Annotated in this window: 21 protein-coding genes; 4 read left to right on the top strand and 17 right to left on the bottom strand. The window is 49.8% G+C overall.

The features are described from left to right. Nucleotides 1-292 precede the first annotated feature (292 nt). From HF569_RS03935 to HF569_RS03905, 7 genes are all read right to left on the bottom strand, one after another. Nucleotides 293-1,711, bottom strand: coding sequence for an NAD(P)(+) transhydrogenase (Re/Si-specific) subunit beta (locus tag HF569_RS03935; protein ID WP_168849436.1), 1,419 nt, complete (start codon nucleotides 1,709-1,711; stop codon nucleotides 293-295). Continuing rightward, a complete protein-coding gene (locus HF569_RS03930) occupies nucleotides 1,708-2,022 on the bottom strand; it encodes an NAD(P) transhydrogenase subunit alpha (RefSeq protein ID WP_057735054.1) in 315 nt (104 codons plus the stop codon). The genes HF569_RS03935 and HF569_RS03930 overlap by 4 nt, the downstream gene beginning before the upstream one ends. 2 nt (nucleotides 2,023-2,024) lie before the next feature. Continuing rightward, the gene (locus tag HF569_RS03925) at nucleotides 2,025-3,233 is read right to left on the bottom strand and encodes an NAD(P) transhydrogenase subunit alpha (RefSeq protein ID WP_168901411.1); all 1,209 of its coding nucleotides are present in this window, start codon (nucleotides 3,231-3,233) and stop codon (nucleotides 2,025-2,027) included. 459 nt (nucleotides 3,234-3,692) lie between these two features. Next, nucleotides 3,693-4,502, bottom strand: a complete 810-nt coding sequence (locus tag HF569_RS03920; RefSeq protein ID WP_168901410.1) for a Cof-type HAD-IIB family hydrolase — start codon at nucleotides 4,500-4,502, stop codon at nucleotides 3,693-3,695. Between the two features lie 104 nt (nucleotides 4,503-4,606). Further along, the gene (locus tag HF569_RS03915; RefSeq protein ID WP_168901409.1) at nucleotides 4,607-6,148 is read right to left on the bottom strand and encodes an FGGY-family carbohydrate kinase; all 1,542 of its coding nucleotides are present in this window, start codon (nucleotides 6,146-6,148) and stop codon (nucleotides 4,607-4,609) included. 39 nt (nucleotides 6,149-6,187) lie between these two features. Beyond that, nucleotides 6,188-6,964: an SDR family oxidoreductase gene (locus tag HF569_RS03910; RefSeq protein ID WP_168901408.1), complete on the bottom strand. Its 777-nt coding sequence runs from the start codon at nucleotides 6,962-6,964 to the stop codon at nucleotides 6,188-6,190. A gap of 159 nt (nucleotides 6,965-7,123) precedes the next feature. Beyond that, nucleotides 7,124-8,530 (bottom strand): glycoside-pentoside-hexuronide (GPH):cation symporter, encoded by a 1,407-nt coding sequence (locus HF569_RS03905; RefSeq protein WP_168901407.1) that lies wholly within the window; start codon nucleotides 8,528-8,530, stop codon nucleotides 7,124-7,126. 343 nt (nucleotides 8,531-8,873) lie between these two features. On the opposite strand from HF569_RS03905, the gene HF569_RS03900 reads away from it, so the two are divergent. Beyond that, entirely contained in the window at nucleotides 8,874-9,992 is a 1,119-nt protein-coding gene (locus HF569_RS03900) for an ROK family transcriptional regulator (RefSeq protein ID WP_168901406.1), read from the top strand. 676 nt (nucleotides 9,993-10,668) lie between these two features. Here HF569_RS03900 and HF569_RS03895 read toward each other — a convergent pair. The 3 genes from HF569_RS03895 to HF569_RS03885 are packed head-to-tail and all read right to left on the bottom strand — an operon-like array spanning nucleotide 10,669 to nucleotide 12,510. Further along, entirely contained in the window at nucleotides 10,669-11,439 is a 771-nt protein-coding gene (locus tag HF569_RS03895; protein ID WP_168901405.1) for a hypothetical protein, read from the bottom strand. After that, nucleotides 11,432-12,142: an ATP-binding cassette domain-containing protein gene (locus HF569_RS03890; RefSeq protein WP_168901404.1), complete on the bottom strand. Its 711-nt coding sequence runs from the start codon at nucleotides 12,140-12,142 to the stop codon at nucleotides 11,432-11,434. Before HF569_RS03890 ends, HF569_RS03895 begins: the two co-directional genes overlap by 8 nt. Continuing rightward, nucleotides 12,139-12,510, bottom strand: a complete 372-nt coding sequence (locus HF569_RS03885) for a GntR family transcriptional regulator (RefSeq protein WP_168901403.1) — start codon at nucleotides 12,508-12,510, stop codon at nucleotides 12,139-12,141. Before HF569_RS03885 ends, HF569_RS03890 begins: the two co-directional genes overlap by 4 nt. 161 nt (nucleotides 12,511-12,671) lie before the next feature. Between HF569_RS03885 and HF569_RS03880 the strand changes: the two genes are divergently transcribed. Continuing rightward, nucleotides 12,672-13,388 (top strand): sulfite exporter TauE/SafE family protein, encoded by a 717-nt coding sequence (locus HF569_RS03880; RefSeq protein WP_168901402.1) that lies wholly within the window; start codon nucleotides 12,672-12,674, stop codon nucleotides 13,386-13,388. 111 nt (nucleotides 13,389-13,499) lie between these two features. On the opposite strand, the gene HF569_RS03875 is transcribed toward HF569_RS03880, so the two are convergent. The 4 genes from HF569_RS03875 to argF form a co-directional block, all read right to left on the bottom strand. Beyond that, entirely contained in the window at nucleotides 13,500-14,168 is a 669-nt protein-coding gene (locus tag HF569_RS03875) for a hypothetical protein (protein WP_168901401.1), read from the bottom strand. Nucleotides 14,169-14,883: 715 nt separating this feature from the next. Then, complete coding sequence (locus HF569_RS03870) at nucleotides 14,884-16,437, bottom strand: YfcC family protein (protein WP_168901400.1); 1,554 nt, start codon at nucleotides 16,435-16,437, stop codon at nucleotides 14,884-14,886. A 164-nt stretch (nucleotides 16,438-16,601) separates the two neighbouring features. Beyond that, entirely contained in the window at nucleotides 16,602-17,528 is a 927-nt protein-coding gene (arcC, locus tag HF569_RS03865) for a carbamate kinase (protein ID WP_168901399.1), read from the bottom strand. Between the two features lie 14 nt (nucleotides 17,529-17,542). Further along, entirely contained in the window at nucleotides 17,543-18,541 is a 999-nt protein-coding gene (argF, locus tag HF569_RS03860; protein ID WP_168901398.1) for an ornithine carbamoyltransferase, read from the bottom strand. Nucleotides 18,542-19,393: 852 nt separating this feature from the next. On the opposite strand from argF, the gene HF569_RS03855 reads away from it, so the two are divergent. Both HF569_RS03855 and HF569_RS03850 read left to right on the top strand, forming a co-directional pair. Further along, complete coding sequence (locus HF569_RS03855; RefSeq protein ID WP_168901397.1) at nucleotides 19,394-20,686, top strand: sensor histidine kinase; 1,293 nt, start codon at nucleotides 19,394-19,396, stop codon at nucleotides 20,684-20,686. A gap of 2 nt (nucleotides 20,687-20,688) precedes the next feature. Next, entirely contained in the window at nucleotides 20,689-21,519 is an 831-nt protein-coding gene (locus tag HF569_RS03850; RefSeq protein WP_168901396.1) for a DNA-binding domain-containing protein, read from the top strand. Between the two features lie 520 nt (nucleotides 21,520-22,039). On the opposite strand, the gene HF569_RS03845 is transcribed toward HF569_RS03850, so the two are convergent. The 3 genes from HF569_RS03845 to HF569_RS03835 form a co-directional block, all read right to left on the bottom strand. Further along, nucleotides 22,040-22,519: a glutathione peroxidase gene (locus HF569_RS03845; RefSeq protein ID WP_168901395.1), complete on the bottom strand. Its 480-nt coding sequence runs from the start codon at nucleotides 22,517-22,519 to the stop codon at nucleotides 22,040-22,042. 96 nt (nucleotides 22,520-22,615) lie between these two features. Continuing rightward, complete coding sequence (locus HF569_RS03840) at nucleotides 22,616-23,113, bottom strand: isochorismatase family protein (protein WP_168901394.1); 498 nt, start codon at nucleotides 23,111-23,113, stop codon at nucleotides 22,616-22,618. A 75-nt stretch (nucleotides 23,114-23,188) separates the two neighbouring features. Beyond that, nucleotides 23,189-25,720, bottom strand: a complete 2,532-nt coding sequence (locus HF569_RS03835) for a glycoside hydrolase family 30 protein (protein WP_168901393.1) — start codon at nucleotides 25,718-25,720, stop codon at nucleotides 23,189-23,191. Between the last annotated feature and the right edge of the window lie 21 nt (nucleotides 25,721-25,741).

The raw sequence follows: 25,741 nt of genomic DNA, 5'->3' as shown, positions 1-25,741 counted from the left end.
CTGAGTCCCCCTTGTAAGTGGTGTTGTGGTGATTCCATTTTACAAGGACTCAGACTATGAGTCTTCTTTTATACTTTCTGACTACTGTTGCACTTCAATTGTAAATTCGTCATCTAAAATTTCTCCTCAAACCATTGTCGCTATCACCGGTACAAGGCTACCTTAGCCATATTTCCGTTTTCACCGACCTTTTGAGAGCAGCAACTCACCTCACCGACCAAAAAAGAGAGACCCCAACCTGCCCAATTGGCAAATTAGGTTCTCCCTTTTCAGTTACTTTTTCATTGATGGCTTAATCTTCCAAGTACTGCTTAGTTGCCGCCACAATATCCTGCAGCCCAACCTTAGCATCGGAGAAGAACATCTGCGTGTTATCCAATGAGAACAATGGGTTTTGGATACCTGCGTACCCGGTACTCATTGACCGCTTGATGACAACAACAGACTTCGATTTATCAACGTCCAGGATTGGCATCCCAGAAATTTCATTCCCACTTTCACGAGCCAGTGGGTTGGTAACATCGTTCGCCCCAATAACCAGGGAAACATCGGTACTTTCAAACATTGGATTGGCATCATCCAACTGCTTCATCTGGTCATAAGGCACGTTAACATCGGCCAACAGCACGTTCATATGCCCAGGCATCCGCCCAGCAACCGGGTGAATGGCGTAGTTAACGTTGATGCCCTTTTCCGTCAGTACTGTCGCTAACTCAGCAACTTCGTGTTGGGCTTGCGCTGCGGCTAACCCATACCCAGGAACGATCATGACGTTCTGAGCGTAGGCCAGTTGCAACCCAATATCATCGGCAGAAGTTTCCTTGACGTCAACCGGCACATCGGCACCAGCACCGCCGCTATCACTGTCACCAGTCCCAAAGCCACCGGCTAAGATATTGGCAACTGAACGGTTCATCGCTTCGGCCATTTGCAACGTCAGGATTGTCCCGGCGGCCCCAACTAAGGCACCGGCAATAATCAAGACTTGGTTATTGATAACGAACCCGGCAAAGGCAACGGCCAAACCGGTGAAGGCGTTCAAGAGTGAAACGACAACCGGCATATCGGCCCCACCAATTGGCAAGGTCATCAGTAGCCCAAAGATTAAGGCCATGACTAATCCTAGAATAACGAACCAGATGTTAGTTGGCGTTGCCAGCATGAACCAGCCAGCGGCTAACATCCCAATAATGACAAGAACATTGAGCAATTTTGCGCCTGGGAATGTAATTGGCTTCCCAGGAACCTTACCCGATAATTTACCAGTCGCAATCAATGATCCAGAGAAGGTAATCCCCCCAATGATCACATCAAGAAAGACTGGGATGGAAAATGCGAGGCTCAGGCCCACGCCGTCACCCTTCATCAGGTAATCGAAGATCCCAATGACGGCAGCGGCGCCACCACCCACGGCGTTAAAGAGACTAACCAGTTGAGGAACGTCTGTCATTGGCACCTTCCGTGCTTTGACGACCCCATATGCGATTCCGACGATCAAGCCGGCGAGCAGGACGATCCAACCAGTAGCGGTAATCTTACCATCGGCAATGACTTCAACAATAATCATAATAACAGCCATAAACATCCCGATAGCGGAAAGCCCATTCCCTTTGCGGGCGGTCTTAGGAGAGCGCATCATGTGCACACCCAAGACGTAGCACACCGCGGAAATTAAGTAAATTAAAGAGGCAAACGTTTGTAGGGTACTCATTTAGAATCATCCCCCTCTGACTTAGCTTTTGGTTTGCGATCAAACATCCCTAGCATTCGATCGGTAACGGTATAACCACCCGCCACGTTAATCGCCGCGAATACCGCGCCAAAGAACGCTAACGTGTAGAATACCCAATTATTCGCTTCCGCCGCAATGACGAAGGCCCCAACGACAACCACACCATGAATGGCGTTGGCCCCAGACATCATAGGGGTTTGTAACGTCGCTGGAATTTTACTCATGACTTCAAAACCAACCAATAGACTCAGAACAAAGATTGCGAGATTCGTAAATAATTCTTCACTCATCACTAATCAGCTCCTTTCGCGTCGTCTTGATCATCAGCCGGCGTTTCAGGCTCTTCTGGCGTTGCTGGCTTGCGTTCTGGTAAGTCCATGGCCGACCGTAAGCGGTTACTAATAATTTCGCCATCGTAGGTTGCCAGCAGATCACCCATCACGTCATCGTCAACATCGAAGACCAATTTACCATCTTGATTAAGATCATTTAAGACAGCCTGCACGTTCTTGGCGTACATATCTGAAGCTGAAGCTGGTAATTGACTGGCCATATCGCCGGCACCCACGATTTCCGCACCATTTGGTGTCGTCACCGTTTCATCCGGCTTCGATCCAGCCACGTTACCACCCAGATCACTGGCAGCCAAATCCATAAATAACGTCCCGGTCTTGGCTTCGTCCACAGACTTCTGGGTAACCAGCAGTGGTGGCCGCCGTCCAGGCACTTGCGCGGTCGTAATGATCACGTTGTTTTGGGCGATAAATCCTTCCAATTCTGCTTGTTGTTGCGCGGTTTCTTCCTCGGTTAATTGCCGAGCATAGCCCCCTTCACCAGTAGCAGAAACGGAGGTCGTCAGGAACGTTGCCCCTAACGACTCCACTTCACCACGGGAAGCTGGCCGAATATCGTAGCCGGAAACCATCGCACCTAACCGCTTGGCGGTCCCAATGGCCTGTAATCCGGCAACCCCGGTTCCTAAGACCAACACCTTAGCTGGCTTGGCAGTCCCGGCAGCGGTGATCATCATTGGGAAATACCGTGAGAAATGATCCGCGGCCATCAGTCCTACCTTATAACCAGCCACACTGGCCTGCGAACTCAAAACATCCATCGTTTGTGCCCGCGAAACCGTCCGTGGGAGCAATTCAAACGCTAATGCTGTGATCTTCTTCGCAGCCAGTTTCTTAATAAACTCAGTATCCGTCAGTGGTGCTAACAATCCGATGAGGGTTTGTCCCGCCTTCATCTGATCAATAGCTGCATCATCCGGTTGAGCAATCGTGGCGATTACAGTTGCCTGCGTAATCGCCTCTGAGCGGTCAACGACTTTGGCACCAGCATCGGTGTAAACTGCGTCACGATAGAAGGACCGTTCCCCTGCACCTTGTTCGATCAGTACTTGGTAGTCATTCTTGACAAGCTTACGTACGACGTCCGGTGACAACGCGACCCGGTTTTCACCAGGCGCTTCTTTTAAAACCGAAATGGTAATTGCCATTCAACACATCCCCTTTTTGATAAGCTGTTCACAAGTCAACTATAAAGCATTTTAGGTCACAAAACAATGCTTTTAGTGGTATTTGTGCACAAGCAACAATTCTTTGTGCCACGCGGCAGTAAGTGCTTCATTTCATCGAAAAAATCACAAAATATTTTTCCAAATACACACTTAATTTTCTAATTGTTTAGCCTAGTAATTCTGAAAACAAGTTTTAACATTCACAATTAAAAATGATGACTTATTTTCATTTGTAACTTATTGGTCTAATCCAATCGGATATTTACCCCAATTGACACTGGTTACAGCAGCTGACTAAGCAACTTACATTTTTGAGTGTTAGCGCTCTCATCACGCTGCAACTAGTTGGCCTAGTCCCTCAACTAGCCTCAACTCAATTGACACTGGCTACTAATCTTTTCAGTTGTGACGTCTGCCATTTTCAAGCGACCCCGCTTGCTAAAGTCCCCAACGGGTAATTGCCTCGGCAACGCCCCGTTCAAAATCAGCCGTCGTCACGTAACGTGCGGCCTGTTTGACGGCTGGGGTGGCGTTTTGAACCGCGACGGGACAGCCCACCTGCGTCAACATGGGGAGATCATTCGCATTGTCGCCAATCGCCATAATCTCAGCGGCCGAGATCCCCAGCCGCTTCCCCAAGGCCAACGTCGCCGCGCCTTTATCGACACCAACTGGATTGACCTCCATGTAGCGGCCGGACGAAAACGTACAGTTAACCGGCTGGTGCACCTGCTCACGTACCGCGGCCGCCGCTGCCCGTCGTACCTCAGCGTCGGGATTCATCGCGATAACTTTCATAATCGGTTGTGATCGGAATTGCTCGAAATCCCCCTGCATTCGCTCGGCTTGAACCCCACGCGTTTGCAAATAGGCCAAGTCATCCGGCCGCGGGTGATAAATGGTTAAGCGCGTCAGGGTATACACGTGAATCGCGACATCAAATGCCTGTAAGGCCCGAAAGACCGTGGCAGCCACTTCATAAGGCATCGTGTGTGACAGTAACACCTGATTCTCCGCATTTTCCACCACCGCCCCACCGTTGTAGGAAATCACATATTGCTGTGGTTGCTGCCACAAGCCCAATTCCTGCAAGAGCGGCTGAATACTCAGAAAACTCCGACCAGTATTCGGCACAAATTTAATTCCCGCCTGGGTCGCACGTTTGATCGCGGCCACATTTTCTAACGAGACACTCCCATCGGCCCGGAGTAACGTTTCATCTAGATCGCTCGTCACCATGCGGTACACTGTCAGTCCCCCTAATCGAATGAAGAGTCCGAGATTTCCCCCGAACTCTTCATTAGTTGTCCATTACGTTGAGCCTGCTCTCGTCAGTCTCCGCGCAATGATTATTAAGATTCTTCGATCCCGGAAATTAACGACAGCGTATGCATATCATCGCCTAAATCATCGTAGAGCTTCCGGTAAAGTTGATAATACTTATTGTAGGTCGCGTGCTGTTCAGCTCGTGGTTCAACCTTATCGCCTAACACTTGCCATTTCTGAACTTCATCAACGGTCAGCGTATCGGTTGCCAGACCAGCTAGCATGACATCGCCCAAGTTAGCTTCGGCATCATCAACTGGCGTGCGGACAGCGTAGCCCGTGACGTCGGCAAACATTTGAACCCAGTCAGGTGAGTTCGTGACCCCACCAGCAATGACGATGTAGTCGCCAAGGTCCCGGCCGGTACTCTCCATGCTGTGACGCAAGGCGTAGCATACGGCTTCTTGGAAGGCGTGGAACAAGTCGGCCTTCGTGTGGACCAATGACAATCCGAAGATCATCCCTTTAGCATCGGAGTTCCAGACTGGCGCCCGTTCACCCATAAAGTAAGGCAGAACTACCAAGCCACGGCTACCAGCTGGGACATTCTTAGCTTCTTCACCCAGCGTGACGTAGGCGTTAGGACCACCCTGATTGTGAACCGCGACTTCAGCATCGCCAAAGTTATCGCGGAACCACTTGGTGATGGCACCCGCCGTTGCAGACCCACTGAAGTTGTAGACCAAGTCACGTGACTTGTACGGGTATGGCCAAACGATGAGTCCCTTACCCTTGATTGGCTTTTCACTGACTAAGGCGGCATTCATGGACGACCCAATCGCAGCAACGTAGCGGCCGGGTTCAAAGACACCCATCCCAATATTGGCAGCACCAACGTCAACCCCACCAGCAATCACTGGGGTGCCAGCGTTCAAGCCCAGATCAGCTGCCACGTCCGCGGTCAACCGACCCGCAATTTCGGTCGCGTCCACGAACTTTTGTGGCATCTTATCCATTGGGACGCCCATGGCATCCATCATTTCTTTGGACCAAGTACCGGTGTTCACATCGTAGAAACCACCGATATTTCCGGCAGCTGAGTAGTCAATGGAAACCTCACCCGTCAACTTGTAAATGGCATAGTTGTTAGGTGGCAGGAACATGGCCGTCTTCTTCCAATTTTCCGGCTCATGATTCTTGATCCACAGAACCTTAGTGTACCCATAATAGGGATCAACCACGTCGTTCCCGGTGATCTCAGTTAACCGGTCTAGGTCAACATTCTCCTTGACCCATTCCGTTTCCTCGGCAGCCCGCCGATCCATCCAAATCAGGTCGGGCCGCACAGGATTCATATCCTTATCCACTGGAATACCAGAGCCACCATACAAGCCACTCAGGCCAATTCCTTTAATATCCGCTGGTGCGATACCGCTTTCATTAACTACCGCGCGAATGGAATCTTTCACACCCTTAAGCCAGACATCTGGCCACTGTTCAGCCCATAAAGGCCGGGGCGTCAAGACATCGTATTCTTCCAAATCCTGGGCAATCAATTTGCCGTTCGTGTCCATCAAGATACTCTTCGTTCCTGAAGTCCCAATGTCAGTACCAATCAAGTATTTCATCGTTATTCCCCTCTTTAATCAAGCATTAAGCGCAACGGTTTACCATGCGGTGAAGGCCCCATCAACTAAGTAATCGGAACCAGTTGAGAAGCTGCTGGTATCGCTAGCTAAGTAAACGGCCATGCCTTGTAATTCTTCTGGCTTACCTAAACGGCCAAGTGGTGCCCAGTCATTCCAGGTCTTGATTAATGGCTTCAAATCAGGTGAGTTCAAGGTCAAATCAGTCCCCATGTAACCAGGACTCATGGTGTTAACCCGCACACCCTTCTTAGCCCATTCGATCGCTAAGGACTTGGATAATTGAATAACCCCAGCCTTAGTTGCGTTGTAAGAGCATTGTGGTTGTGGCCGGTTGACGATGTGGGCTGACATGGAAGCAGTGTTGACGATGGAACCAGAACCTTGCTTCAACATGTAACGGCCAGCGGCAGTCGAGCAAAGGAAGACGGCGTTCAAGTTTAAGTTAACCACCTTTTGCCATTGTTCGAAGGTCATTTCTTCAGCAGGAACGTTCAAGCACATCCCGGCGTTGTTGAAGGCTGCGTCCAAACCACCAAGTTCTTTGACAACAGTATCAATCATGTTTTGAACTTGTTCAGGATCAGTCACATCGGTCTTAACCGCAATGGCTTTTTGACCAGTGGCCTTAGCAATCTCGCGTGCCGTTTCTTGGGCTTCAGCAATGTTGATATCAACGATGGCGACATCAGCACCCGCTTCGGCTAATCCAGTTGCCATGGCTTTCCCTAAACCTTGGGCGCCACCCGTAACGTAAGCTTTCTTACCATCCAAACGCATTCTATCTAAAATACCCATGATAAATTCCTCCTAAAAGTAAATGTATTTTGTAAAATGACTTTCTTTAATTCACGACTTAGCATAATCCCTCAAAACCAATAAGTCAATAGTTTTTGATAACGTTTTCATATTTTTCTTAAAAAATAAACTCACCGTTGGCCGCAACCCTTGATAGAACTAGCTTTCTGCTGGTTGTGACTTTAGCCGTTTCTTCAATTCACGGACAATTTCTGCATGTTTCTTCTCGGTCAAGGTTACTTTAGCCCAGAAGATCAGTGCGGCAATCACCAGCAAAACAATGGGGATGTAGAACATGAACAAATTAAACTGCGATACCCCGGTAGCCGAAATATCACTCGGCTTGGCATTTCCCGTCATACCAACCATGACGGCGACAATCCCAACGATCCCGTTAGAAGCCGCTCCGGCAAGCTTATCAATCAACGGCCGGATCGACAGTGTTACGGATTCGTTGCGAACCCCATTGACCAACTGGCCATACTCCACACTGTCGGTAATCGTCATCAACGTTGCCAAGAAGATCAGTGGGTATGGGAAGAAGTAAAAGGACACGGCCAAAAGCACCAGCCACAGGTTTTGTCCTGCTAATAGGAATAAGACGTAGCCGATCAGCATAAAGGCAATCCCACCGATGTAAATGGCTTTCCGTCGAATCAACATTTCCAATGCGGGATACAACGCCACCGAAATCACACCCAGGACACAGGTGATGACCCCGACCCAAGTGTAGGCGCCTGCATTGCCTAACCGGTAACGGAAGTAGTACATCAACAGAGAATTTGTCACCACATAGCTAAAGGCAAACAGGAAATAAGAGGCCGCAATCCACAGTAACTGGCGGTTCCGCCCGATCGCCCGGAAGATGTCCGAAAGCGTGGTGTGCTTAACGTTGGCTCGAATCACGTTGTGCTGTTCCTTCAAGTTCAGGGACGTAATTAAAGCCCCACCAGTACACAGTAAAGCCACGATTACAACGTAGCCGGTCCACCCAGCTCGGGTCTGCTGCCCAAACGGCACCTTAGAGATCCAATGAGAAAAGAGCATGATGGCTGGCGTAATAATCACAATAACGATCTGCGCGCCCAGCGTTGAGCCAATCCGTGACGCGGTCCCAAACTTAGTCCGCGTCTTGGAATCCAAGCTCACAGCAGGTAACAACGACCATAGCGCAATATCGCTAAAGGAATAGAACACGTCCACGACCAGGAAGGTTACCGCAATCAAAATCAGATAAATCGTCGGATTGCTCCAAGCCAGTCCGAAGTAGTCTGAGAATAGAAAGACCAACCCTAACGACGCGACGATCGATCCCACCATGATCCAGGGACGAAACTTCCCCCAACGGGTATTCGTATTGTCGACTACCCCACCAATCATGGGATCAAAGAGAATTTCACCGACCCGGATCACCACGATTAACGTCGTGACAATCCCGACCATCTTCTCATCGGCACTGTTGGTAAAGAGCTGACTCGTCAGGAACATCATGAAATAAATACTCAACGTATTGTAAAACGCATCATGACCGAACGTTCCCAAGGCATAAGATAGATACTTCTTCAATTTCAACACCTCACTAGTAGATTAACGTAAAAACGTTTTATAAACCCATTTGGTAAAATCTTTTACTGCACTAGTATAGTTGCAATCGCTTACATTAGCAACCGTTTGCTCTAATAATTATCCATTTCACATTCTCTTATATGGAGATATTCCTTGTTTACCTAAGTCTTAGCTTCCTTCCCAACAGAAAACAATTCTACTATTGTGAATTGTTCACTTGACGAAATCTGGAAGTGAACTCGCTCAAGGTTGATAGCGGTTACATTATTAAAGAAAACCACTTTCTATTTATCTTGAATGTGCTAAACTAAAGCTATTCAGTCTATTCAGAAGGAGGCCCATCATGAGTACGAGTAACATGCAATCCATTCAGCACTCTAACTATTCCGACATCTATCATCTGCTTTACGATAACGAGAAACTGTCTAAGCAGGACATCGCGGACACCTTGGGCCTGAGTCTGCCCACCGTTAGTTCGAATCTCCAGAAATTAACTGCGCGACACCTCATTGTTAAAAACGGTCAGTTGAAGTCCCTCATCGGTCGCCGGGCAACCGCCTACGCCATCGATCCCAACGTCAGCCTAAGCGTGGGCGTTGAAATCTTTCGGACTTACGCCACCATGACCGTTCTGAACCTTCGTAATGAGGTTCTAGCGCTCCACACGACCAATCTCCCGTTCGCAAACGATGACCAGTATGCCCAAGCACTCTGTCAGCAGTTGCTGGCCTTTCTCCGCAACAAGGGGTTCAGCCTCACCCAAATTAGCGGTGTTGGTATCGGCATTCAAGGGTTGATCTCGAACGATGGCACGACCATCCTCTATGGTAAGATCCTCGATTGCACGGGAATGCAGGCCGACAATTTTGGTCAATATTTACCCTTCCCGGTCACGTTCTACCACGATGCTGACTGCGTTGCGGTTGCCGAATACGCGAATAAGCCCACCGATGGGATCTTCCTCTCCATCAGTGAACATATCGGGACCGCGATCATCATTAATGGTCGGGTCTTCAAAAGCCCCAGCGGTCGAAGCGGCACGATGGAACACATTACCTTAAATTCAGCGGATGGACCGGTCTGCTACTGCGGGCGCCGGGGATGCATTGAAACCTACTGCTCCGTCAGCTCCTTACTCCAACCTAACGAGGATCTCGGCACATTCTTCGCCGACCTCCACCAACACGATGACCAGGTTGAGGCCCGGTTTGAGACTTATCTCGATTACCTTTCCGAAGCCATTTACAATCTCCATATGTTCGTCGATCTCCCCATCGTCATTGCTGGCGAATTGACGAAGTACCTCAGTGAATCCCACGTGACTGCCCTGAAACAGCGGCTCAAAAAGCTCTCCGTTTTTCCCGAAACGTCGGGTTATCTCCAACGGGGCTCCGTGGTCGACCACGCCGTTGCCATCGGTGCGGCCATCCCGGCCATTCAGAACCAGTTGCAAAACATCTAACCGTTCCCGACAGTTAAACAAAAATACCCCTCCGCAGAATCATTAGCTGATTCCACGGAGGGGTATTTTTCTTATTTGTAACAAATCCGGTTAAAAGCAAGATCTAATTCAATAACTTAGGATAGAGCTGCCGCCTTACCGTTCGCCAAATTTGAGCTGGATCGCTGTGGGGAGGACGGCTCGAGCCATAGAGCGGTCTCGAACCTCGCTTTAAGCCGAAGACCACGTCTCAAAGGCGCCATTTACCAAGAGAACCACTTGGTAAATCCCACGGCTGAGCTCAAATTTGACTCACTCACGGCTACATGCAGGTCGTTGGATCCATTGCCGAATGACTATCGCCATTTCAGCTGTTTAAGTCAGCTGAGAATTCAACGACTACCTTTAACCGGAGGAGGGCAGAGATGGAGCCAGCTGTGTCGACGGTGTTAGCCGATTTTCGGCTTACAGCGTGGGACGTGTTTGGAGATCGGTGAACTTCCGAGCTTCAAACCGAGCCGGCGGACCGCTTCTCAGGCCGCAAGCGGTCCCCACAGCAGGCGGAATCTCTGCCAGCCGCAGGTGACTGGCTTAGACTATTTTCAAGTCCACCAGACTTACGACCAAACTCTGGCTACGATTTTTGCTCTTGCAACGACTTAATTCGACGAGTATTTTACACGGACATGGCGATCAGCTAGTTAGCGACCGTCTCAACCCAGCGTTTCATCATGAAGACGTTCAAGAGTGATTCCAGAACAATCAACAGCACGATCCCTAGCAAAGGAATCCCAATATTCCCCAGCCCTTGCGTATTAAAGGTCGTCGTCAATTGGTTAACTTGTCCGAGCAAGTAGCCTCCGACACGAATGACCAGCACGATAACCACGATGTAGAGGATGAAATCAATCAGCCGTTTGCCAGCCACCGGTAAGAAGTTATTGGTGACACTCACGGTAAGATGAACCAGCGTAATGGTCGTCAGCGCCAGCACGAAGGCCGCTAGTACAAGCAGCGTCAGCATGCCGCCCACTTGGAAGACCTGCCCCCAATCGATGCTACCACTATGCACGATCACCCCGTTTAAGCCCTGAGAAATCGGCTTCCAAGCCACTACAATCCCAATCAAGTGTAGCGCTGCTTGCAAGAGCACCAGGTAGAAGAACAGTACAAATGATGACACCAAATTGGCCAAATAGAAGCTGCTATCCTTGGCTGGAATTAACCGGTAGGTATCACGCGTAAAGGCCTGTTCCGCCTCCCGCGCAATCAAGATGAACCCTGCTAAATAGGCCATCCCCGACCAACCACTCACGCTACCAAAAAAGCCCATGCTGGTCATATGTCCCATGATCAACGTCCACACTAGACTGACCGCGACCGCTAGCAGCTCAACCACCATAATCAAGTTAACGACCCGGAATTTATCGCGGCCCATCACCTTAAATAATTTTCCAAAGCTAGTCATTGTCGTTGCCCCTCTCGTATAAACTCTCGTAATATGCCTCAATGCCAATGTGGAATTCTTCCCGCACCTCGTCAGCCTTGCGGTGGGTATAAATTGTCTGATCCTTGACGACGACAATTTCATCTAGAATTGGCGCAATCTCGGAAACGTAGTGGTCGCTGATGACCATCGTGGCATTCTCTGGTTTCCACTGAATAATACTATTGATAATCTTCTTGCGACTCATGCTATCAATACCACTAAAGGGTTCGTCCAACAGATATAGCGTCGTGCGGCGTGCCAAAGTTAAGGCGATCACGAGCTTTTCTTTCATCCCCTTGGACAATGCCGCAAGCTTCAAGCTCAGATCAAGCTGCAAAAAGTCAGCGATCTCGTGGAACCGTTCGTTCTCAAAATCAGCGTAAACCGTTTCGTAAAAAGCCACAATTCGACTTAATTTGGTATTGTCGGTAAAGCCGCGCAATTGTTCGGAGAAGCTCACGTACCGCTTGCGTTCCGCCTCAACACTGGTGCCATTGACCGCAATTGCTCCGCGACTCTTGGCACTACCGGTGATGGTCCGCATTAAGGTCGTTTTCCCCGCACCATTTTCACCCAACAGGCCCACAATCTTACCGGGCGCTAATGTCAGCGTCACATCGTGCAGGATCGTCTTCATTCCCCGCTTGTAGGTCACATTCTGCATTTTTAAACTGTCGGTCATTTGGATTGCCCCCTCTGTTGAATATAGTGCTGTAAGCTCGTCATGATCTCCTCATCGCTCAAGTTTAACGCGTGTAGCTGATCATAAACTTGGGCTAACTGCGCCGTAACCAGCTTCACCTTAAGCTGTTCAATCTTCTCTACTTCCATCGTGACAAAATTCCCCCTACCACGCTTAGACTCAATTATCCCTGCCGCAATCATTTCGCTTAATGCCCGCTGGACGGTATTCACATTAGCCGTGACGTCGACCGCCAATTGCCGTACGGACGGTAACTTCTCGCCTGGTTTTAACGTTCCCGCAATCATTTCGTGATAAAGATGGTTTTCAATTTGATAATAAATCGGGACCTTATCGTCAAAATTCACTTCTGCCGCCTCCCTAGTGTTATATTTTACTATTACACTATAACATCTCATTTTCCCTTTGGCAAGTCCCAATATTCTCACTGGAGAAATCTCTTACAGCCGTTGACATCCCTCAGCCGGACCCGCACACTAGATGTAATAACTTTTAAAGGAGTGCTCACATGACCTGGCTATTAATCATTCTATTTGGCTTCCTAGCTGGCTTGGTGCAAGGCCTAACCGGTTTTGGTGCCGCCATCATGATGATGATCTTTCTGCCCAGCATTCTCCCCATCGCAGAGAGTGCCGGGGTGGCCTCACTCATTATGGCGGCCAGCGTATTAACGCTGGTGCTCCGCTACCGACACGACATCCATTTTAAACGGATCATTGTTCCCTTTCTCGTCTACGCCAGCGTGGCCGCCTGGTCAGTCCACCTTGTCCGCGTTCTCGATGTGCACTTGCTCCGCATGCTCCTCGGGGGTCTACTTATCCTCCTCGCCATCTACTTTTCGTTGAACAAGAACGCTGGCACCAAGCCATACCCGTGGTTGGTCGCCGGTATCTTCATGATCATCTCCGGCTTCTTCAACGGTCTATTCGGGATTGGTGGTCCGCTGATGGCGCTGTATTTCTTGTCATTGGCTCACTCGACCGGTGAATACATCGCCAACATTCAAACCTTCTTTCTGATTGATATTGTCTATATCACGACGCTCAGAGTCTTCAACGGCATCCTTACGACCACCGTCATCCCCTACATTCTAGTCGGTATGGTTGGCGCTATCCTGGGAACGGCCATTGCCGCACGACTGCTAGCACATCTGAATCTAGGCTTAGTTAAACGCTACATCTACGCCTTCATTGGCCTGAGTGGCTTTTACTATCTTTTCTTTTAACGGGAGCCGATGGTACCAAAAAAGCAGGACTAGGAAAATTCCCAGTCCTGCTCTTTTAGCATTTGTCCAGCCACAGTCAAAACGCGGCCACAATTTGATTGCCTTCGAGAATCAGCTTAGCCACCGATCCATGGCGAACTTCTTCATCTGAATGACCTTGCCCGCTACCTGTACCAGTCGCTGAGCAGTGGCGGTGGCGGAATCACGCAGCGTCTGCTGCGCAAACGCTGCGCTGAGGGCCACACGGTGTTGATCATCAAAGAGGTAGGCCAACGCCCCTTGTTGTTGCAGTAGCAACCAAAGATTGCGGTTAGCCGCCGTTAATTTTCCTTGCGTCAGTTGCTCTTCCAGCTCTGACGTGACGGCTCGTCGGCTATCGTCAGTGGGTTCGTAAATCGTATGTGGCTTCAGATTATTCTGAAAGATTACCCGTTCAACGGCCTCCGCTTGTTCCAGTTCAACGCCAATGCCATCATAAATGTCGTTGACAATATTCCAACTGGTGACCACTTTTAACATGTTGGCTGATTGCGGATCTTGCTGTAAATCATGCTGCAGACGATCCTTTAGCCTATCTAGATACGACGGTAATTGCTTGAATTTCACCGGATCCGCAATGACAAATTGATCGTCTACCACCGCTAACACGTGCTGATCCAGCAAATCTAAAATCGTGCCCAACACCAGATACGCTTGCGTCGTGAAGCGTGTCCGTAACACCGGCTTGTCCGCAATTCTTTCCGTGACTAATAAATACTTCTTCGCTGTTGTGAGTGCCATTCATCGACTCTCCTTTAACCTCAAATTAACGCATTCATTCTCAGTATAGCACTCGCTTACGTCACAAAAAGCCAACCGTCGACCCGCCAGTGGCAGAGCCTCACGATTGGCTTCTTTAGATCCTCAACTAATAGTTGCCAGAAAGATTCACCCTTAGTGCTCGGTTAGCTTAAACCAGTCACCTGCGGCTGGCAGAGATTCCGCCTGCTGTGGGGAACGCCTGCGGCCTGAGAAGCGGTCCTCCGGCTCGGTTGGCAGCCCGGCAAGTTCACCGGTCTCCCAACACGTCCCACGCTGTAAGCCGAAAATCGGCTAACACCGTCGGCACAGCTGGCTCCATCCCTGCCCTCCTCCGGTTAAGGTAGTCGTTGACCACCAATCTATCTTAAATTACCGAAATATCAGCAATTCGTCCATGATAATTGACGATATCCATACAGCCGATAGTGAGTCAAATTTGAGCTCAGCCGTGGGATTTACCAAGTGGTCCTCTTGGTAAATGGCGTCTTTGAGACGTGATTTTTCGGCTCAAAGCGAGGTTCGAGACCGCTCTATGGCTCGAACCGTCCTGCCCACAGCGATCCAGCTCAAAGCTTGACGAACGGCAAGGCGACAGGCTTATCCACGTTGCCGACTTTTCTCAATCATTAAAGTGTAAAATAACCCGCTGTATAAGATAAATCTTGTTTTCAGCCATTAGTCTTAAACGTTAAGGTCAACTGACGAGGACTTCGGCAACCAAGATGGCGCCACCAAAGACGAGGACGAAGACCACGACTGGCCAGACAAACTTGAACCAGTGCGAATATTTCATATCTAACATCTGCAGCGTCGCCATCACTAGACCGGTTGGTGCTAAGAAAAGCATTGCATACTGCCCGAATTGATAGGCCGTTACCACCGCAAACCGGGGAATATCCACCGTGTCTGCTAGCGGCGCGAAGATTGGCATCGCGAGTACCGCTAACCCGGAGGATGACGGCACAATAAATCCGAGAACAAAGAAGATCAGCATCAGAATCAGAATGAAGACCGAACCACTCACGTGCGCCACCAACGTTGACGAATACTGCAGAATGGTATCGGAAATCAGGCCCTCATTCATGACCAAATTAATCCCCCGCGCGAGCCCGATGATCAACGAGACTCCGACCAGGCTAGCCGACCCATTGGTAAAGGCGTCGACCACACCTTTTTCACCAATCCCGTATTTACCCGTAGCCGTCAGGAACATAATGATGATGGCAAAGGCCAGGAAGGACGAGGCCATGGTTGGGAACCACCATCCCTGCGACATAACGCCCCATACCATGATGGGAAAGGTAACGACGAACAGAATCAGGATTAATTTTTTCCGGAAGGTAAATTCGCTGCCCTCTTCATTATCGCCTGAAGCGACCGACCACATCTTATTAAACGACGTTCGGTCTTCGTAGGTGTATGAAAAAGCTGGCGTCACTTTAACTTTCTTACTGTACCAATGTAAATACCAAATCACGAACGCCGACGCCACAACCAGACCACCAATCCGCCACATGATCCCTTCGGTAAAGTTAATTCCGGCGGCGTTGGACGCGATGACCACGGAGAACGGATTAATCGTAGAAAACGAGGTCCCGACAGAACTCGCCAGGAAGATTGCCCCCACGCAGACAATCGAGTCATAGCCCATGGCGATGAAGATTGGCACTAGAATCGGGTAAAACGCCACGGCTTCCTCTTCAATCCCACACAGGGTTCCTCCTAAAATCATGAGTACCGCTACCATAAAAATCAGCATAAACTCATGACCCTTAGTCTTCTTGGTTAACGCCAGTAGGCCGGCTTCAAACGCCCCACTGGCTTTGACGACACCAATGAGGCCTCCTAATACGAAGATGAACACCATTATATCCACGGCTTCAATGGTTCCGCGCACCATGCTACTCGTGATGGCACCGAGCCCGGCTGGCCGCTGTTTCAGTCGTTCATAAGTATTGGGAATCGAAACGGCTTGGGTAATCCCACCGGAGGTAAATTCCTCAATTTGAATCTTGACCCCCAGCTTATCCAATTGCTCTTGTGTCGCCGCAACTTTTTCCGTTTTCCCGGTTGGCTTAGTGATCACCAGCGACGAACTCGAGGAATCATACGCCAACTTCGAATAAGATCCCGCTGGAATAATCCACGTGGCAATCACGGCCACGATGGTCAGAATAAATAAGATCACAAAAGCTCCGGGCATCCGTAGCTTGAATTTCTTTTTGGGTTGTTGTGCAGGTGTATCCATAGTTCCACCCCTTCACTCATAGTTAATTTTTTATTCGCGGTTAGCCGCCGAAGTCGTGCCAGCGTTGCCATGAGAAAACGTGGCCCAAAGAACGGGTGTCACGCCAACATCCTTTGGACCACGCTCTATGTGTCTGCTCAACTTCGTTCGTCGCGAGCTTGATTTTATTTAATCAGGGTTCCCACTTTTCCGGCTAACGCATCGTCTAACCGATCAAGCGAGGTAATCAAAGCCGTCCGGTTAGCCCCCGAGGACACGAAGTCTAAACAAGCTTCGATCTTCGGTAACATACTACCAGGGGCAAACTGTCCCTCTTCGATATAACGCTGCGCCTCAGTAGCCGTTAGGGTCCGCAAGACGTCTTCGTCTGGCGTGCCATAGTTGACATACACCGCGTCAACCGCCGTGAGAATGATCAACTGTTCCGCCGCAATATTGGCCGCCAATAAGGCACTAGACCGGTCCTTATCAATCACTGCCGGTACGCCCTTCAGACCAGCAGTCGTCTTAACCACGGGGACACCCCCGCCACCACCAGCAATGACCAAATTATCATTTTCAATCAAGTCATTGATACTCTTCAATTCGATGATGGACTTGGGTTGCGGTGACGGCACCACTTGGCGGTAGCCTCGCCCGGCATCTTCTACGAAGGTATACCCCTTCTCAGCCACGATTCGGTCGGCATCTTCCTTACTGTAAAATGCGCCGACGGGTTTCGTAGGATGTTGAAAGGCCGCATCGCCTTCATCCACTTCGACTTGGGTCACCACTGACGCGACATCCTTAGTGATTCCCCGCTGCTGGAGTTCATTTTGTAAGCTTTGTTGCAAGTGATAGCCAATATAGCCTTGGCTCATCGCGCCACACTCTGGGAACGGGAAAGCCGCAGTCTGACCGTGTTCAGCCGCATAGTTCATTCCCAAGTTAATGGCCCCGACTTGCGGTCCATTTCCATGGCTGATGACCACCTTATGGCCGGCCGCCACTAATCCAATCAGTGACGTCGCCGTGTGCTTCACCAATTCCAATTGCTCTTCAGGTGATTTTCCCAGCGCGTTACCACCTAAGGCCACAACAATTTTTGCCATCTCATCGCCCTCCGTTAGTCGCCTAAAGTTGCAACCATCACTGCCTTAATCGTATGCATCCGGTTTTCGGCTTCCTGGAAGACCACCGATGCTGGACTCTCAAAGACATCGTCGGTCACTTCCATTTCAGTCAGGCCAAACTTTTCTTCAATCTCCTTACCCACCTTGGTTTCCGTATCGTGGAAGGACGGTAAGCAGTGTTCAAAGATACAATTTGGATTGCCCGTCTTAGCCATCATCTCAGCCGTGACGCGGTATGGAGAAAGCAACTTGATCCGTTCCGTCCAAACATCATCCGGTTCACCCATGGATACCCAAACATCGGTGTAAATGACGTCAGATCCCTTGACGCCTTCGTCCACGTCATCGGTAATAAAGATTGTGGCTCCGGTCTGTTCAGCAATCGCATCAACCTTAGCCAACAATTCTGGCGTTGGGTTCAATTCCTTTGGGCAAACTAGATGGTAGGTCATCCCCATAATCGCCGCGCCAATCATTAACGCATTAGCCACGTTGTTCCGACCATCACCCACGTATGTAAAGTGGATCTGATCATATGGCTTCTTAAGCACTTCTTTTGCCGTTAAGAAATCGGCCAGCACTTGCGTGGGGTGGTCTTCATCGGTCAGGCCATTCCATACGGGAACTCCGGAATACTTCGCCAGCGTTTCCACTGTCCGTTGGGAGAAGCCCCGGTACTCAATTCCATCAAACATTCCGCCCAATACGCGAGCTGTGTCCTTCGCAGATTCCTTCTTACCCATCTGGGTGCCGGAAGGGCCGAGGTAAGTGACGTGGGCACCTTGATCGTAAGCGCCAACTTCAAATGCACAACGGGTCCGCGTCGAATTCTTTTCAAAAATCAAGGCGATATTCTTACCCTTTAACTTTTGCTGTTCAGTCCCCGCGTACTTAGCATTCTTCAAATCTTCAGCCAGTTGCAACAGGAAACCCATTTCTTTAGGGGTGTAGTCCAATAAAGTGAGAAAACTCCGATTCCGCAAATTGTACATTGTTAATTCCTCCTTTGTTATTTACAATGTCAGTATATGTAATCGGTTTCGTAGAACTTCACCGGACTTCATTCCGTTTATAAATTTTTTTACAAAATCGGTAACTAGGCGTCACAATCCCTTATACATCGGCGTTTATCGTCTGAAGGTTAACAGAATGATTTATTCTATACGGCACGGCATTTCACGCGTCGATACTTGAAAGTAGACAACGTGGTTCAGATGGCCGCCTTGCCGTTCGCCAAGCTTTGAGCTGGAACGCTGTGGGTAGGACGGCTCGAGCCACAGAACGGTCTCGAACCTCGCTTTGAGCCGAAAGATCACGTCTCAAAGACGCCATTTACCAAAAGAACCATTTGGTAAATCCCACGGCTGAGCTCAAATTTGGCTCACTATCGGCTGTATAGATGTCGTCAATTACTATGGGATAACTGCTGATACCCCAACAGTTTGAGATAGCTTGATGTTCAACGACTATCTTAACCGGAGGAGGGCAGAGATGGAGCCAGCTGTGACAACGGTGTTAGCCGATTCTCGGATTACAGCGTGGGACGCGTTTGGAAACTGACGGTCCTGATCAGGTTTCAAACCGAGCCGGAGGACCGCTCCTCAGGCCGCAGGCGGTCCCCATAGCAGGCGAAATCTTTACCAGCCGCAGGTGACTGATTCGGCCTACTTTCAGGCTAATATTCTCACAAAATCAAGCTTTGATAACGAATTTTGTTCGCTTAACCTCTGGATTTATCGTTCTAAGAATTCTGGGCGAAGGCCCACCGATTATTGCAACTGATAATATTTTGTCTACATAGTTATTCCGTCCATTCACTCATTAAGTTAGGAGTTCTTTCAACCATGCTGAAACAATCCCGCTTCATCAGTCGTGAACGTTACCGCCGCATTTTAATTGCTGCAGCCTGTATTGCCTTAGCTTCGCAGATCAATATCACCGCTTATACCCCCGGCTTTATTCTGACCCTCTCCGTCCTGCTGCTGCCGATCTTTCTATACTTCAACGCCGACTTAAATCCCATCTACATCACCAGTGCCATTGCGTTAGCGTCGCCAATTTTTCGGGGTATCTTGCTTTTCGTCAGCAACGACGTGAGCCGCATCGATAATGTCCGCTATGTAATTGCCGATATGGCCTTTTATTTCTGTTACGGTCTGCTCTATTACATCTTGTATTGGCGCAAGGGTCAGCGAAATAACAGTTCGTTTCTCCTCACCATCATCATTTGTGATTACCTCGCTAATCTAGTCGAAGTCAGCATTTTAACTGGTTTCACTAATTACCACTACCGACTATTTCAACTGTTGTTCGTCACCGCACTGCTCCGAAGTCTCGTGAGTTGTGGCCTGGCCTTTCTCTATCATCATTTCACACTTCTGATTCGTGACGAACACCATGAACAGCAATATTATCATTTCATCTGGGTCGCTTCCGTTGTCAAAAGCGAAGTTTACTTCATGCAAAAAAGTATTACGGAGATTGAAAACGTGATGAAGAATGCTTACCTTTTGAATAAACATCTGCAAGATGCCAAGGCTGCTCCCGCTAAACAGGAGATGGCGTTGACCATTGCTCGGGATGTCCATGAGATTAAGAAGGACTATCAAAATGTCATCTGTGGCTTGGGGAGTTATTTCGGCAACGATCAGACGACCCCCATGCAGCTGGCCGATATTCTCAAAGTAACCACGCGTTACATTCGTGCAGCCCTGAAAGAAAATCAACGGGGTATCGTGATCGACACGCATAGTCACGTAGATTTAGTGGTGCCCAATCACTACTACGTGGTCTCCATCCTTTCCAATCTCATCTTCAATAGTGCGGACGCCCTGCTCGATCAATCCCAAGGCTATATCCGGATCACCGTAGCCGATGCCGGCGACAATATCATCATCACCGTGAGCGATAACGGCAGTGGGATGGACGCGGAAACGCAGGCCATGATTTTCCAGCCGGGCTTTAGCACTAAGTTTGATGAAGTCACCGGCAACGTGTACCGTGGCATTGGACTCTCCCACGTTAAAATCATTGTTGAAGAACAGTTCGACGGGACCATCAGTGTATCTTCAATCCCAAGTAAAGGTACCAACTTTGACATTACCCTCAGCAAACAACGACTTACACAGGAGGCTTAACCATGAATTTCTACATTGTTGATGACGACCCCGCAATTCCTATGATGCTCCGGCGAATTCTGGAACAAGATTCTGCTAACAGCGTTGTGGGAACCGCCGCAGCCGCACCGCAGGCCATGGCAGATATGATGCGCCTCGACGTTGACATTGTCCTGGTGGATCTCCTCATGCCCGGCATGTCCGGGACTGAACTCGTCGGGAAAATGAAAGCTCTCCACCCCGAATTACGGTTCATCATGATCTCCCAAGTCAAGGACGCCGATCTACGTGCCGAAGCCTACCAGGCTGGGATTGAATTTTTCATTGATAAGCCGATTAACCTGATTGAAGTCAAAACTGTCGTGGAAAAAGTCGCTCAAAGTGTCCAAATGGCCACCAAGCTAAACGATATTCAATCTCTCATTGGCGGCGGCATTACGCCAACACCAACGGTCGATCCCCACCAAGAACAAAAAGAAAAAATCCTATCAATCCTCCGTTTTCTGGGTATCACTTCTGAAGCTGGTTCCGCCGACATCCTAGCCATTACCCAGATCATGATCGACCATCAGCTCAGCTTCCGCGAAATCGACTTCAATGCCGCCTACCACATTGACGACCGCGAGAAAAAGATCGTCTTTCAACGCGTACGCCGGGCTATCAAGACGGGGCTCACTAACCTGGCGCACTTGTGCTTAGACGATATGGGCGATGAAATTGTGGTGGAGTACGCCAACACCCTTTACGAATATAAAAATGTGCGTAGTGAAATGCTCTACTTGGAAGGCGAACGCAGTACCCGCGGAAAAACGTCCCTCAAACGCTTCTTCGACGGCTTGGTACAGGAGGTTTGATGCGAGCTCCTAGAATTCCCAGTTGTAAGAAGTGACTACAAAATAGCTTAAACCAGTCACCTGCGGCTGGCAGAGATTCCGCCTGCTGTGGGGACCACCTGCGGCCTGAGAAGCGGTCCTCCGGCTCGGTTGGAAGCCCGGCAGTTCACCGGTCTCCCAACACGTCCCACGCTGTAAGCCGAGAATCGGCTAACACCGTCGACACAGCTGGCTCCACCTCTGCCCTCCTTCGGTTAAGACAGTCGTTGAATCAAAAATGGCTCAAACAACTGACGGATCATCAATTAACCAATAGTCGTTGCCAAACTTCAACGTAGTCGTGAGCGAGTCAAATTTGAAGCCGTGGGATTTTCCAAGTGATTCTCTTGGGAAATGGCGCCTTTGAGACGTGATCTTTTGGCTCGAGCCGTTCTCCCCACAGCGTTCCAGCTCAAAGTTGACGAACGGCAAGGCGGCAGGCTTAAAATAAAAAACGTTGACGACCATTTTGCACGGTCATCAACGTTTTTACGTAGTCAAGCTAATCAACGGCTGCCGCTAACGCCTGAACAATGGGCGTCTCCAAGGCTGCCGGCTTCGCCACTGGTGCATAGCGGTCAATCAGTTGGCCATCTCGACCAAGCAAGAACTTAGTGAAATTCCACTTGATGCGGCCATGGCCCGCCGTAGCCTTCAAATAGCTGTATAACGGGTCTTCCTGCGCACCGTTGACCCAGATACGTTTGGTCATCGGAAAGGTCACGCCATAGTGTAGTTGGCAAAAATCACTGGTCGCCTCATCCGAATCCAGCTCTTGGTGAAATTGATTGGAGGGTAGTCCCAAAATTTCTAATCCCTGCCCATGGTATTTTTGATACAACGCCTCAAGGCCTTCGAGCTGGGGGGCCAGACCACACTTGCTTGCCGTATTTACGATCAGGAGCACCTTGCCGCGATAATCATTAAAATCAATGTGTTGCCCATTCATTTCCGTTTCCTTAAAGTCATAAATCGTTGTCATTTCTGAGCTTCCTTTCAGTTATCACTGCCGCTCACTGAGGCCAAAAAACTAGCTAGTGCATAATTAAATTATACACTAGCTAGTTTTAAAAGACATTTATTCGAACGGTTGATAAACCGTCGCAAAACTACCGTCCCAAATCCCCTCGTGGTGGCGACGAATGACCGCAGCGGGCAGCTCAGGGGTATCAAACGTCGTGCTCATCCCAGAAATTGTCATCATATCAAATCCCTGGTCATGCCCAACGCGAATGGCGGTATCCACACAATACTCCGTCTGCAAGCCACAAATTTCAATGCTGCCAATGGTCATGTGCTGTAAGCGATCGACCAAGCCCGTTTCATAAAAGACGTCCGTATGGTACTTCAAGATCACAGTGTCTGTCATCTGTCGATGTAGCCGCGTATCCAGCCGCCAAGCATCGCTCCCATACGGCAACTCCTCATCCGTGTGCTGCATGAAAATAACGGGTCGTTCCTCATCATGATACAGATCGAGTCGTTCGTTGATTCGGTCGATTAACGCGCTATACCCCGCGGCTCGGTTCAAGCCATTCTGAGCGTCAATCACCAACAATACATCTGCCTGTGGCATTGATCGTCACCCTTTCAGTCCTTAGTTGTTTTGAGTGTAGCACTTCATTCAAAGCGGCACCATCCACAACGTTTTTTACCGATAAAAGCCCACGGCATCTAGTGTATAGCTTCCAGCTGTAACGCCAATGGTGACGTGATGTTTAACCGCTGATAGTCCCGTGAAGATCGCGTTTTCAGCTTTATCCGCTGCCGGTTGCGGGGCGTAGTTGGCCACTAACACCTGTCCATCCACTTTGACGGTTAGTCGACTGGTCGTTGGCTGCTGGCCATACAGGGCAAACCCAGTTCCCGTGAAATCAAAAGCCACTTGCGTATCGTCACCAGCTGGTCCCGTCGACAGGGTGCGATTCCAAATCGTATTGCCCAGACCACAGACGTGTTGCCAAGGACCACGATACGTCAGGCGCTCGTCAAGGTCATCGACCCGCTGATACTGCACGCTATCCACCGCATGATTTTTTCTAACCACGATCTGTGAAATCTCCGTGTGATAATATCCCGTCCCTAATTTAACCCGACCGCTATAGTGCGGATTGGCCGTATCAACGTACGTCAACACCGTCTGCCCATTGACGGTCGCAGTCAGGCGATTGTCCTGCACGCCAAAGTTTAGATGCTGGGGTTGCGCGAGATCCAGGTTATCCACGTAGGCTAAGCCAACCACCCGATCTTCCCGAATCAGCTGACAACTCCCATCCGTTGCTAGTTTAAAGACGTAGGGCGCACTCTCCAGGCGGCCCTTAACGTCCGTAACCTGATACAAACCGATACCGAAGTAATTGCCAGTCGGCGAATTTTGCTGCGTTTGCTGATCGAAGGTCACGGTCACCGCTACCGTGTAATTGTGCCAACGGTCATCCCCCAGGGTCAGATTCGGGGCAAACGAGTATTCCCAATCCAACGCGCGCTCGGCTTCCGTAATTTGTTGGCGCAAGACGCCTTGTCCTTGGCGAACCGTGACTTCAAATGCGCCCCCCTGATCCGTCGTATAGCGCGGCGTGCCACCACGCTTAGCCTGATATTGAGCCGCATAGCCGAAGTCATCTTGGTAATAGATATCCTGACTGTCCGCAACGTCCAACAGATCATTCGTTACGGGCGCAACTTGCCGGTGGTAAACCACCTCGGGATCATTAACGAGATCCAGCGTCGTCGCCGTCACAATCGAATGGGCCCGCACCATAACCTGGAGGTGACCCGCCTGCGCCACTAACGTCTCCCGCGGTTGTTTTAGCCCACTATCGTAGGATTGCCCTGATTCTGGTCCCCGGCTTTCCCAAACGGTGATCGGCTTGCCCATCGCTGGTAAATGGCTGAGGCTTAGCTTATACAGCCGGGGTTCCGCGCTGTCATTCACGAAGATCGTGGAGAAGTTCTGCCTATCCGGAGCCATCAACGTCAAGAAGCTCGGCGCGGCGGTGTGACTCGTCAAATTCTCAGTTCCACCAACCTGACTCCCACAGGCGCTCGGCAAATACCGCCAAGGCTGCGTCTCGTGCCAACCTGCCTGGGCAAAATCAGTAAAGTGCTTCATGATCTGTAACCCGACATTATCCACTTCGAAGTACCCAGACCAGGGGTGGCTAGCTGTAATCAATTCCTTGTGGCTGTAGTTCACCCCGGGATAGTAAGCGGAGACCGCTGGCTGAAAAATATAAAAGGTCCGCCGAGAGTTCACGTAGCTCTTAATCAATCGGTTGGCGACATCCAAACCACTTTGCTTTCCGCCGATACCATCCCCGGAGCTTGCCCGCACGCGGTATTTGCCAAACGTCATGGGAGCAATGCCCTCGCTGTACCAGACCTCGTGGTGCTGCTCATCCGCTAAGCGTTTGTATTGATTGTGGGGACCATCATCGGTATTGTAATGATAGCCCGCCGCTGCAACCTGCTTGAGCAGTTCTGGATCTTTGAGGAGGCCATCGCCAAAATCCGTTTCATAATTTTGATCAGCGGCCACCAACTTTATCTGTTGGTAGCGCGTCACAGGAAAATCCGCCGGGAAGTCCGTATCATGCCGCAAGCGGTCCGCAAACCATTTAATCCACCGGTACATCGGGTGTTTCGTCTCATTGCGATCCGGATCAACGTAATCGAACAAATACCCAAATTGCTGGTACGCCGCCACAATGGTCTGCTTATACAGTTGATACATGGGCTCGAAGGCCGCCTCGCTTACATCATGGTCTGGATCGGCCCCCTTCACAGCCTGCCAAAGGGGCCGCAAGTACCCTGGCTCACCCCACCGCAATAAACTGGTTTTCACCTGCGGATTGATTTTCTTCACGTCGGCGATCAACTGGTAGCCAGCCCCCCGCAAAACGTTGGCGGGCTCATCCGCAGACCGTTTTGTGGTCGGCTCTGTGCCGGATGACGTATTCGCATCGTCTCCCAATTCAACCTTAACCATCGTCATCAGCGGGTGGCGCCCACCAAATAAAATCTGGAGGATTTGCTGATAACTAGCTGGCTGTTCTGCTTTATAATCTAATAATAAACGCGAGGAATTATTACAACTTAGATAACCAAACCCTTTAAACGTGTTGGCATCTTGTGCGGTTGTTTCCAATAGATCCCCGTCAATGTTAACTTGTGTTGTATTCATAATCGCTGGCACACTCCCATC

The sequence above is a fragment of the Levilactobacillus tujiorum genome (genome assembly GCF_012641185.1).
Classification (GTDB): domain Bacteria; phylum Bacillota; class Bacilli; order Lactobacillales; family Lactobacillaceae; genus Levilactobacillus; species Levilactobacillus tujiorum.
This window is presented reverse-complemented; position numbering and strand designations above follow the sequence as displayed.